The organism is Roseivivax halodurans JCM 10272, assembly GCF_000521785.1.
GTDB classification, from domain to species: domain Bacteria; phylum Pseudomonadota; class Alphaproteobacteria; order Rhodobacterales; family Rhodobacteraceae; genus Roseivivax; species Roseivivax halodurans.
In genome coordinates this window covers 1-11,743 of the sequence record NZ_JALZ01000024.1, presented here as the reverse complement: position 1 = coordinate 11,743, position 11,743 = coordinate 1, and the positions used below count along the sequence as shown (strand labels likewise).

Sequence of the window (11,743 nt, the reverse complement as noted above, 5' to 3'; positions counted from 1 at the left end):
ACCCGCCACGGGGGGAAAACATGCGAGAGATCGGAGGGAGTCCTTGGCGACGAGGCCCCTGCCCCGCAGCGAACAGAGGATCAGCGCGGGACCCCGCGATCGATGGCAGAGGGACGCTCAGGCCAGGATGGCCCCGGCCTTGCGCGCGCGGTTGACATAGAGGCCGAGCGGCGCGTCGGGTGCGAAGTCAAGATCGCATTCCACCGGCAGGTCCAGGCGCCCGCGCAAGGCGCGGATCTCGCTCAGGCGCACCCGGCCGAATTCCGGACAGCCGAGCCCGAGATCGCAGAGCCCGAAGGCAAGGTCGGGATCGTCAGGGTCGGTCTCGGACAGCAGCTAGGTCGCGCCTGCATCCGGGGTGAAGAGCTTGACCACCGGCAGGTGGTCGATCTCCTCGGCGCCTCTGCGCTGCCGGTCGCGGGTCTCGCGGCCGTTTGTCGCGAGCCGCGCAAGGATCGTATCGGTCAGAAGGTCCATGTCTCTGCTCCCGTCTCGAAGGGGGGAACGGGACCGGGGCGGCAGGGCCGCCCCGGGGCAAGAGCTCACTCCGCGCTGCGGCGGCCATTCGGCCGCGACCAGACCAGGCTGAAGCTCTCCTCACCGCCCTCGAGGACGATGTCGTCGAAGAGGTTGGCGTAGATGGCGGCGGTGAAGCTCGGATCGTCGAGTTTGAGGCTGAGGTAGTCGCGTCCCTCCGCCGAATGCCGGGCCCAGGCGGCGCCGATCTCGGCGCGGCCGACAAAGACCCGGTGCGAAGGGGCGGTCTCGTGCGGCGTGCTGGTCTCGCGGACGATGCGGACGTTCTTCGCCTGCAGGCTCAGGGTGACGATCTCGCCGACGTAATCGCTGCCGGACTTCCGGAAGGTGCCGATGGTGGTCATGTCGTATCTCCTCTGCTGCGAGCCCGCGCCCATCGCGGCCTCGATGGTGATCGACAGGACCGGGACGACCCGCCGGCGCAGCCCTTCGGGCCCGGAGCGCAGCAGAGGACGGCGGGGATGGTCTTTCTTGTCTCGCGAGGAATGGCGGGCCCGGTCTCGACCCAGGCCGCCAGGGGAAGAAAGTCCATCCCCGCCGTTGCGCCCCGGCGGGCGAGGCGCCAGCCGCTCCCGGTCAGATCAGCCCCGGAGAGGTCCGCCGAAGGAGCGTGGGGCGCCAGAGGCGTGGGAGACTGATCTGCGCTTGGGATCGGAAAAGGCCAGGCAGCCGTCGTCGCGATGAGATCATCATTTGCGCGCGGCGATCAGTGACCGCGATCTTGTCCGTCAGGTTCCTCGACGAACCCGCGCCGCAATGCCACCAGCCGGATCCAGTCCCGGCCGCCGAACGCGATGAGCGCTAGGTAGATCGTGCCGTTCTGCACGTCCGGGCGAAACACGATCGTCAGCCGGTGACCCGCTCCGCCATGACGCACCAGCCAGCCCGAAAGCGCGCCGCCGAGGCGAATACCGGACCGCGGGTTTTCCAGGATTGATGCGATCAGCGCATCCACCTCGTCGAGGCGTCGCTCCGCGGCTGCGACATCGCCTTGGGTGACGTCGATGACATGGTCAACCATGCCGATCAGGTCCCGTTCGACAAACGGGTGGCGGATGATCCGCATCAGGATTTCTGTCTGACCGCCGCCAGATGCGCGCGGGCACCGTCGGTCACGGTGCCCGCCTCACCGACCGGCTCCCATTGGTCGAGCGGCAGCGCGAGCCGCCGCTCGAGCTCCACCTCGAGAAGCGACCGCTCGCGGTCGCGTTCAGCCTTGGCCTTGACCAGCTCTCCAGAGACGGCCGCGCTGACATTCGGATACTCGCCGGTCTCTACTAGCTCCTTGGCGAAGGCATAGGCCGCTTCGGTGAAGCTCACAGACTGTTTCTGAACGGACATCCTGATCTCTCCAGCGGTGCTCCAATAGAGTACCGTGTATGCAACGCACGAACAAGTCCGCGTAGGGCTCACTGGGACTGATGGTGTGACCGCCCCCCGACGGCATCTGGTGTGCCAAGGTGGGTCAGCGATGATCCACGGGAGGGAGCGGTCATGTCGAAGATTACCACGGTCGGGCTCGATCTGGCGAAGAATGTGTTCCAGCTTCATGGGGCCGTTGCGACCGCTAAGCGCACCACGTCTCCCCTGCCCCGTCTTCGCGCCAGTTTGGCGGCGGCGTGTGCCAGAGACCCCGACAACACCGCTCTGCCACATCGCGACCTATTCTGGCGCGCGAGCGCAAGCCAAGGGGGCGGATCGATTCACCCGATGCAGCCTCGTCACCTCATAGACGATGATCCGCCGATGGTCGCGTGGGTCACCGCTGCCTGGCCTGGTGCGAAATGTTTCGCGCGCGAAACGTCTAGGGTTTTGCGCGGCGGCGGACCCAGCCGAGGAAGGCGGCATTCGCATTGCCGAGACGGGGGCGCCCGGTATCCTCCCACCAGCTGCGCCACTCGGCCTCGAGCGCGTAGGCATCCGCGCCGGGAACGAGCGCTCGGGCTTTCGCCAACGCCTCGGGGGTAAGGACGGGGGCCGCCGGACTCTTGCGGGGGCGGCGCCGGGTCACCACCAGAAGGTCACCCTCCGCCTCGGCCAGCGCATAATCCGGCAGGTGGTTCTCGGTGATCATCCGGCGCAGGCTGGCGCGAAACACCCGCAGCGGCGCCACGCTGCCCGCCTTCTTGTGCAGAGTGGCGACCGAGATGCGCCATTCGGGCTGGCGACCGCAATGCTTGCGAGCCAGTTCGTAAACGCGTCGCTCGAGCGGCTTGCGCAGGTGGAAATAGTCGCGGCTGAGAGTCAGCACCGATTTCGCCAGGACTGCCCGGTAGAGCCATTCAGACAGGGTCACGGAAACCGAGACCATGCGCCCGCCGCGAGTCTTGCGCACGATCTCCCAGGATTCGATCAGGCCAAAGCCTCGGGTCGTCTCCTCACCGCCGGTGGTGAGGTTGGTGATGATGCGGGTGCCAGCCAGACGCTCGAACGCCTCCTTGAGGCGCTTGTAGGCATCACCCGAGGTTTCGCGATTGGTGGCGACGAGAAGGTCATGGGCCCGCAGCCGCAATGTTCGGCTGACCTCGCGCCCGGCATTGATCGCCCCCATCAGCTGCGAGACGCAATAGATTAGCACGTCCTTGTCATGCATCGTCGCCCGTCCCTTCACTGACGGGATCACCTCCACGCTCGCTCCGTTATGGGAATAGCTCAAGACCCGCCGGTCGGGCCGGGTCGACAGCGAGAAGAGCGGATGCTCCATACTGCCGAGATCATTTTTGGGCGCGGCATCGAAGATGTCCGCGACAAAGAAAACCCCCGCCGGGTGGCCCTGCGGCGCCAACCCGCCTGCCCCGTCACCCGTACCGCTCACGGAAACGGGCCAGGGAGATCACTCCCCGTCCTCATGCGCATCCCTCGCGTCTCGGGGCCTGCTCGGGCCCGCCTCGTATCCCCGTTTTGATGCGATTTTTCACTTTCGGGGTTTCAGTGACACCCAGCCTAGAAGTGCCGGCCGGCTCCGTAAAGCGGCCCATCGTCGGATCGGAGTCGCAGAGGCGTGGGTTCGGAGTCGCATGAACGGGGGTTCAGATTCACATGGTCTTCCAAGCGCGCCCGATTTGGCCATAAAATAAAGGGCTTTTTGCGGTACGCTCCAATCCTGTAACGATTTAACTAACAAAATCTAACTGCAGAAAATCGCCGAAGCGCTCCCCTGCCCCCGGTTTTCCGGCCTCATATCCCCCGAAAATGCTGAAAAAATCGCCTGATGTAGCGATTCTACTTCCATGTAAGCCGTTTTGCTGTACCCTGAGAAAAAGCGCGCACATTCAGATGCGGAGAGGCTGAGCAGGATGAAGGGTGACACCAGGGGTGGATTGCCCCCTTACTTCAACATCGACCCCGATAGTGCCGCGGCGGCCCTTGGCGGTCCCGCTGGAACACGGACCTTCGGCATCACCGCCGAGGCCTGCGCCAAGGGTCGTGCGGATCTATCGTCCCGCGGGCTCGAGGCCGATGGTAAGCGCTCCTTGCGGATGTTCTCGACCTGGGAGATCACCCGCTATTTGATCCCCGTCGCGGTCGGGCATTTCCGCAGGGTGCTGAAGGAAAACCCCGACTTGCCACAGGGCCGCTCCGAGACAGAGGGCGGCGCCAAGTGGTTCACCCTCGAGGAGGTGCTGCGGCTGCGCGGGCATTTTGGCACCCAAGGCTCGAAGGCCAAGGAGTACCTACCCTACCGACCGAAGGAGCTCCCCGCCAAGATTGCCGCGGTCGCGAACTTCAAGGGGGGTGTTGGCAAGACCTCGACCGCGGCGCATCTGGCGATGTCGGCGGCGCTCGACGGCTACCGGGTTCTGGTGATCGACCTCGACAGTCAGGGCTCGATGACCTCGATCTTCGGGGGTCGGGTGGCCGACGAATGGCAGACGGTCTTCCCGCTCATCGCCCGGCATTACGCCGAGCATCTCAGGGGGGAGAACCAGCGGCGCATGGACCGGGGTGAGGCACCGATCCCGCTTGACGAGACCCTCGCCGAAGCCGCGGAAACCGATCCCAAAGCGCTCGTCCAGAAAACCCACTGGCCAAATATCGACCTCATCGGCGCGCAGCTGAACCTCTATTGGGCCGAGTTCCAGATCCCGGTCTGGCGGATGCAGAGCCGCGGCTGGAAACTCTGGGATGCACTCACCGACATGCTCGAGGCGGGGGGACTTCTAGACGAATACGACGTGGTCTTCCTCGATACCCCCCCTGCCCTCGGTTACCTGACCATCAACGGCCTGGCCGCTTCTGATCTGCTGCTTGTGCCGCTCGGCGCATCGTTTCTTGAATTCGACTCCACAGGCCGCTTCTTCGACATGCTGCACGCGACTTTCGGCTCGATTGAGGAATCCGAGGGCATGGCGGCCCGGGCGCTCGGCCGCGAGGCTTTGTCATTCCAGTGGGACGCTGTGCGCGCGGTGATCACACGTTTCGACGCGGCACAGCAGGCGGAACTTGCCAGTCTCATGCAGACCTATCTCGGCCAGACTCTCTCGCCCCATCGGCAGGGCTACACCGCGCTGATCGGACAGGCCGGCGAACAGGTGCAGGGCATCTACGAGGCCGATTACCGCGACTTCAACCGCGAGACCTATGTCCGGGGCCGTGAGACATTCGATGCCACCTACGCCGCGTTCAAGCAGCTCCTGGTCGGGGCCTGGCGACGCGACGAGCTCGAAGCCCGCGAGGCGGCGGAATGAAAGTAGCGCAATGTGTTTCGCGCGCGAAACACAGCGCGTTTCTGGATAGGGCGCCTTTTGTGGGAATGGTCGCGCCCGAGGGATCCACCGGAAGGAGCTGTCTATGGCCAAGCGCAAACGCCTGACCCCCGCCAATCCCGACTTTCTCGAACCCGCGGGGGCGGAGGCCAAGAGCCTCTTCGCCCGGCCGGCGCCGATCGCTGACGTGGCGCGCGACGCCTCCTCGGCCGCGGCGCTTGAGGAGATGGCGGAGACGCTTGCCACCGCGCGGGAAGAGGGTCGCATGGTCCTGACCTTGTCGCTGGACGAGATCGAGACCGGCTATCTGGTGCGCGACCGGATCGCGGTCGACGAGGGCGAGATGCAGGTCCTGAAGGACAGCCTGCGCGCACGCGGGCAGCAGGCGCCGGTCGAAGTCGCCGAGCTGGAGCAGGGCACGGATGGAACCCCGCGCTATGGGCTGATCTCGGGCTGGCGCCGCTGCCGGGCACTCTCGGAGCTTCATGCCGAAACCGGGGAAGACCGCTTCGCCCGGGTCCTGGCACTTCTGCGCCGTCCCTGCGAAGCCTCGGACGCGTATCTGGCCATGGTCGAGGAAAATGAGATCCGGGTCGGGTTGAGCTATTACGAGCGCGCCCGTGTGGTGGCCAGAGCGGTAGAGCAGGGTGTGTTCGAGACGAAACGCGACGCGCTGCGCGCACTCTTCCACGCCGCGTCGCGGGCCAAGCGCTCGAAGATCGGCAGTTTCCTTGCTTTGGTCGAGGCGCTCGACGGGGCGCTGCGTTTTCCCGAGACCATCGGTGAGCGGCAGGGTCTGGCGCTCGCCAAGGCGATGGATGCGGATCCCGAATTTGGTCCGGGCTTGCGGTCCCAGCTGGAGACCGCTGGGGTAGGGTCAGCAGAGGCGGAACAGGGTCTGATCTCAAGCGCCCTTCTACCGGGCAAAAACACCAAGCCTGCCCGCAAGGCCGCGCAATCCTCCCGCGTGGCTGCACCGGCGGGCAAAGGTACGGAGCTCCGCCCAGGCCTCTGGTATCAGACCGAGAGCTCCGGCGGGATCACCCTCTCCGGGCCGGCGATGACCTCGGAGCTGCGCGAAAGCCTGATGAACTGGCTGAAAAAGACAGGGTGAGAGAGGCACATGTTTCGCGCGCGAAACATGTGCCTCTCTCATCAGGCTCCAGCACTTGAAGATTGAGCGCAAAGCCTGCGGAGCGGCGTTGATGATGTGACCGCCCCCCGACGAGACCGAAGCCGCAATCGCTGAAACGCGGGTCCAGCTTCCCGAAGGTATCCAGAATGCACGGGCACGGTGCTCCCTGTCCTCGTCTGCGGGATTCACTAAGGGACAGAACCAAGGAAGTGTCTACGACTACGAGATGGTGACTGATAAACTGCGCAAATTTTATGCTCGGAATTCGATGTGCCCATCGAGCCGATACAGTTCAAGAAAATGGTCGGACAACTTCGCCCCGACCTGATCGATGGCGCCCTATACTCTGCACCGCAGGCAATCTTCTGTGCCCCGGGGATTCAGGGAAGTTGAGCAAGACTCACATCAGGACGTCCGCCACACCATACTCGCAGCCAAAGAAAAGGTGGAAATCGGCCACCTCCAAGCCGAGCACGCTGTCGTTCAGGACCAGCTCGAGCGCGAACGCGCAAAGCAATTCTCCTACCCTGCCCCGGGATCAAAGGCGCACCGCGACGAGCGCCGCGTAGAGACTGCCGGGAGTAAGTTCAGGACGGCCATCGATATCCTACCCATTCTCGGAGACCGGGAACAGGAACTCAAAGCCACTGGGTACGACGATCATTTCGGGCACTGCTATCATCCCAAGGCACCTTTACGCGGCCTACCATGAGCGCCCGTTCCTCGAGCTACTGAACACGATCGATGTCGCCGTCGCGCCCGATACCAATCTGGACACCCACATCAGCATCCTGAATTCGGCGGTCGCGTTGCAGAAAGGAGTCCGCTGCCGACAACACCCGGTCAACGGCACCGGACAATTTCGCGGACCTCGATATCTCGGAAGACGATGTTGTCGAGCCAGATGGCAAATTCGCCTGCATACTTCTCCACTAACTGGCTTAGCTCGGCACTCGAACAGCCATTAAGTGAGCCCCTGCCCTACGAAAATCGCCAGTTAGTTTGTGGGTTGAGAGCAGCACATATGAGTCGAATCCATTGGCGCCGAGTGACCCCATATCTTGAGGTTTTTGTTCGTTAGCCCCACCAGAAACCTAGATTCAGAAATATGATCAGGCGTTTAACGGAGATCTTGAATGGACTCACAAACTCGTGCATCACTCTAGTAGCGTGGAAACAAGTGAGGGCCGCACGTCACGCTACCGAAAACACCAAACGGCCCTGTTGAGTAGCACGAGGCGGAGCAGTTGGAGAGAGCAAGTCTTACTGACGAGATCAATGAGTGCGCGGACGTGCTTTCCCGTGGACTCGCGGCCATGCAGCAGAGGTTTTTCGCGCCCTCGGGTGAGAAAGAGCTGCGCACTTTCAGTGGACAAGAAGCGGCCGAACTCCTCGAGGTAACCTTTGGTTACGTCCGAAAACTGCTGGCCGAAGGCAAGATCACGGCGCCGTTGGGCCCGGGGAATCGTCGAGTATTTACGGCCGAGGACATCTGGTCCATCCGGCAGATGCTCGCCTCCGAAGCCAGGGACCCTGCTCGCTTCCAGCCTGGCCGACGAGGACCCGATGACCATCTCCAGGTCCTCGTATTCTCTACATTCAAAGGTGGCAGCTCGAAGTCCACCAGCTGCATCCACACGGCACAACGCCTTGCCCTCCGCGGCTACCGAGTCCTCGTTATCGACGCCGACCCCCAGGCCAGCTTGACAACATATTTCGGCAAGCAACCCTCTCTCGATTTTGCTGACGGTGGCACGCTCTACGACACCATCCGCTACCCCGATGGTGACGAAGACAGGTTGCCCACAAGGGACGTCATCAACAAGAGCTACTTTCCCCATCTCGACTACATCGCGGGCGGGATCGATCTTGCCGAGTTCGAACACGAAGCGCCACGCGCGCTCGCGAATATGCAGCCTCCCTTCCACACGCGCTTGTCGGCCGCGATCGCTGAAGTCGAGGATCAATACGATGTCGTCCTGATCGACTGCCCGCCGAGCCTTGGCTTCACCACATTGGCAGCACTGACTTCGGCGACTGGTCTCATTCTCCCGGTCATTCCGGATCGCGTCGATGTGGCCTCCCTCGCCCAGTTCCTGCGCATGGCCGGCGACTTCATGGGCGTCCTCAAAAGGCACGGCGTCGACGAGAAGATCGATTTCATGAGATTCCAGCTTTCTCGCTTCGACACGTCGATCTCAGCACACCTCGATGTCGCAGACTATCTGCGCAGCCGCTTCGGCGATCACGTTCTGGCGTCTGAATTCCTGAAATCTTCGGAAATCAGCAGCGCCGGCCTTGAACAGAAGACGGTCTGGGAAGTCGTACCTGGCAAGGCACAGTGGAAAACCCGGGCAAGGATCGTGGCCGCCGCAACCGCGGTGACCGACGAAATTCACGGGCTGATCCAGCAAGCATGGGGGCGGACATGAAAAAGAGACGTAGCCGGCTGGCCGGGTTGGAGGATGCCCTGACGGCGGACTCTCACAACCAAGAAGCCCCCTCCTCTGAAGAGACGCCCGCATCGAAGAAGCCGCATTTCACGAAGTCGCTGGAAGTCTTCGACAAGGATCTGTCGTCACGGATGGCAGAGCTTGAGCGACTCAAGAAGCAGGCGCCGCGCGAAATTGGTACGGACCAAGTGTCCGATAGCCGCTTCTCTGACCGGATTGACGTCAGAGACGACCTCGCCGGTCTGGTCGACAGCATCAAGCAAGACGGGCAGCGGTTGCCGATATTGGTACGTACCAAGACATCGGGCCCCCTGCCCTATGAGGTCGTATACGGCCGGCGCCGACTGGCGGCGTGTCGTGAACTCGGCCGACCTGTCTTGGCGATCATCGCAGACATGGACGAAGCCGAAGCGGTGCTGCTTCAGGGTGTCGAGAACGCCGAACGGCTCGAGACGTCTTATATCGAGCGCGCGAGCTTTGCGCACCAGCTACGGCAAGCTGGCTACGACGGACGCGACATCGAGCGCGTGCTTGGTAAGGATGCGCCCGAGATCAGTCGTATGAAGTCCCTGATGGAGACGCTTCCTGATGGTCTGGTCCAAGCACTCGGACCGGTCAAAGACGGTCGGCGGCCCTTCGAGGGCCTTCAGAAAGCAATTGCGCAATCGAAGCTCGATGGGCAGGAGATCATACAGCTCGTCGATCGCGATTTGCCGGTGGGCCGCCGCGTAAATGCTCTGACGACCGCGGTAGGGAGCGCTGGCCGTTCCGATGCCCCGGCAAAGAAACCCACCGCGGAATCGGTTGCAGGCAAGATCACGGCGACCCGCTCCGGCAACGGCCTCGTCGTGAAGGCAGCTGCAAAAGAAGAAGCGGAATTCCTCGACTTCGTGCGAGACCGCCTCCCCGACATGTACGATCAGTGGAAGGAGGCCAAGAGCTAACCGACTGATTTCATGGAATTGGTCCGGACCAACGCGAACCAAGAGCATTAGACAAACAGGTGCCTTGGTCAGTGGGCGAAAATGTAACCGTCTGAAAACAAACAATTGGTCCGTACCAACTCAGAGCCGGGACCAACCGGCCACCAACCAAGAGACACCATCGAGCAGAAAGGAGCAGGAGCCAGACAAAAAAGAAAACCCGGCGTCGCGTGGACTACCGGGCTTCCAGGATCATTAGCACGTTCTGGATACCCCCTCGCGACGGACACTTCAACTCCGAAATGCTTTTTCGGAGCGGGGTATCTTTTTGTCTTCCTGAATGAGACATGACTGACACGACTTTGGGCGCTGCCAACACGGCAGGCCAACAGGATCCGCTTGCGCCACGACCGCGAGCAGGACACTTTCATGCCGTTGATCGCTGGGAGTTGCTGGCGCTCGTGCGGGACCTCCGCAGAGACTTGGGCATCGGCGACCGTGAAATTGCTGTACTCGGCGCCCACCTAGCAGTGCTTCCGAAAGGCCCGGTCAGTGCGCGCGATCTCTTGATGAGCTACGCAGAGGTAGCTGGTCTATTGGACCGTGCCAACGGCATGGACGAAAGACGTTTCCGTCGAGGGGAAGCCCGGTTGGAAGAAGTTGGTCTGATCCAGAGACGCCTCTCCGCGAACGGTCGACGTTTCCCGCAACGCAACGCGAACGATGAAGTCGTCGACGCATACGGCATCGACCTCAGACCACTCTTTATGCGAGCCGCCGAACTCCGACGCTGGCAAGCTCAAGTCCAGGAGAAGACCCGGCGCCGGACAGCGCTCGCGACGCGGATCAGCAGCCGGATCGCGGAACTTCGGCGGCGGCTGGAAAAGCGTTTGGGGTCAGCACCGGACGTCCTAATCGAGTTCGCTCAGCGCGCCAGGGCGATCACTCGCCGGAAGACGGCGACCATCGAGGAACTGTCAGCACTCGAAGTGCAGATTAAGCGGATGACGACAGAGCTCGAGACAACCGGGGCAGGGGCCACAGACCCTCTGCAAACAAGCACGGCTGTTACAGACAGCGTGAAAGTTGGTATGTACCAAAAAAGTCCCGCTATAGTCCACGTGGCCGAAGATGGGGCAAGGGAGATGACGACGACAAAAACAGACGCCCCGACATCTCTCTCCGAGTTGGACGCCGAACCGACACCAAGCCGAGTTGGGAACTCCTCTCTGCCGGACAGAACACCCGCCGATGCCGGACAGATCGACCGGCAATCAGAGTCTCATCCAAAAGAATCTTATTCTACACCCCGCGATTTAAAACCGGGTGCCATCGAAGTTTGGCATGAGTGCATGGAGCTCAACGCGATGTACCCCGTTCCACCCAGGTCGCTTCATGAGCTGGTTGGGGTCATCAGAGAATTTTCAAGATTTCTGGGACTTGGACTGGACCAAGTGGAGAGGGCACTTCCAGTTTTGGGAATGTCGGGCATGGTTGTGAGCTTAGATTATCTCGCCGGACGCATTCACCAGATCAACCAGCCCCGCGCTTACCTTTCAAAAATGGTTCAGCGCTTCCAAATTGGCGAAGTAATTGCTGGAGGGAGGGTCCGACCGACATGACACCGATCAAACCACCGCATCGAGACATAGGAACGGAGTTAAGCACCCCTGAAAACAATACAGAAAAACAACCATAGGTAGATCCATTGGCACCGAGCGAGGACCGCCATCGCCGTGGCGATCAGCGGCCCGATCCCCGGCACAGTCATAAGGCGTCGTGCCACATCGTTTTCCTTGGCTCGGCGCGAGATCTCCGCATCAAGCCCGGCGATCTCCTCGTTCAGCTGCGCAAGGGTCGCGGCGAGGACCTTAAGGATGGGAACAGCATCGGCGGGCAGCTTGCTGGCCGGGTCTTCGACGAGCGCCACCAGCTTCGACGCATTGGACCTGCCCTGTGGAACCACCTGATCCTGCCCCGCTTGAGTGG

9 protein-coding genes and 2 pseudogenes are annotated in these 11,743 nt (G+C 62.2%); 5 read left to right on the top strand and 6 right to left on the bottom strand.

Translation table 11 applies throughout. From position 1 onward, the window contains the following. Positions 1-117 precede the first annotated feature (117 nt). From OCH239_RS16265 to OCH239_RS16245, 5 genes and pseudogenes are all read right to left on the bottom strand, one after another. Positions 118-477, bottom strand: a pseudogene (locus OCH239_RS16265) (DUF2958 domain-containing protein). A 65-nt stretch (positions 478-542) separates the two neighbouring features. Beyond that, the gene (locus OCH239_RS16260) at positions 543-881 is read right to left on the bottom strand and encodes a DUF736 domain-containing protein (RefSeq protein ID WP_037264928.1); all 339 of its coding nucleotides are present in this window, start codon (positions 879-881) and stop codon (positions 543-545) included. A 362-nt stretch (positions 882-1,243) separates the two neighbouring features. After that, the gene (locus tag OCH239_RS16255; protein ID WP_037264926.1) at positions 1,244-1,603 is read right to left on the bottom strand and encodes a hypothetical protein; all 360 of its coding nucleotides are present in this window, start codon (positions 1,601-1,603) and stop codon (positions 1,244-1,246) included. Then, a complete protein-coding gene (locus tag OCH239_RS16250) occupies positions 1,603-1,878 on the bottom strand; it encodes a hypothetical protein (RefSeq protein ID WP_037264923.1) in 276 nt (91 codons plus the stop codon). The genes OCH239_RS16255 and OCH239_RS16250 overlap by 1 nt, the downstream gene beginning before the upstream one ends. A 463-nt stretch (positions 1,879-2,341) precedes the next feature. Then, on the bottom strand, positions 2,342-3,241 hold the full coding sequence (locus OCH239_RS16245) for a replication initiator protein A (protein WP_425280292.1): 900 nt from the start codon (positions 3,239-3,241) through the stop codon (positions 2,342-2,344). A 592-nt stretch (positions 3,242-3,833) separates the two neighbouring features. On the opposite strand from OCH239_RS16245, the gene OCH239_RS16240 reads away from it, so the two are divergent. From OCH239_RS16240 to OCH239_RS21760, 5 genes are all read left to right on the top strand, one after another. Next, complete coding sequence (locus OCH239_RS16240) at positions 3,834-5,225, top strand: AAA family ATPase (RefSeq protein ID WP_037264917.1); 1,392 nt, start codon at positions 3,834-3,836, stop codon at positions 5,223-5,225. A gap of 103 nt (positions 5,226-5,328) precedes the next feature. Beyond that, complete coding sequence (locus tag OCH239_RS16235; RefSeq protein ID WP_037264915.1) at positions 5,329-6,357, top strand: ParB/RepB/Spo0J family partition protein; 1,029 nt, start codon at positions 5,329-5,331, stop codon at positions 6,355-6,357. Positions 6,358-7,625: 1,268 nt separating this feature from the next. Further along, positions 7,626-8,810, top strand: a complete 1,185-nt coding sequence (gene repA, locus OCH239_RS16230; RefSeq protein WP_037264913.1) for a plasmid partitioning protein RepA — start codon at positions 7,626-7,628, stop codon at positions 8,808-8,810. Beyond that, a complete protein-coding gene (gene repB, locus OCH239_RS21765) occupies positions 8,807-9,775 on the top strand; it encodes a plasmid partitioning protein RepB (RefSeq protein WP_162150008.1) in 969 nt (322 codons plus the stop codon). The genes repA and repB overlap by 4 nt, the downstream gene beginning before the upstream one ends. 326 nt (positions 9,776-10,101) lie before the next feature. Continuing rightward, positions 10,102-11,376, top strand: a complete 1,275-nt coding sequence (locus tag OCH239_RS21760) for a helix-turn-helix domain-containing protein (RefSeq protein ID WP_084782545.1) — start codon at positions 10,102-10,104, stop codon at positions 11,374-11,376. A gap of 95 nt (positions 11,377-11,471) precedes the next feature. Here the strand turns inward: OCH239_RS21760 and OCH239_RS23135 are convergent. Then, positions 11,472-11,743: pseudogene (locus OCH239_RS23135) on the bottom strand (IS110 family transposase); the annotation flags it as partial.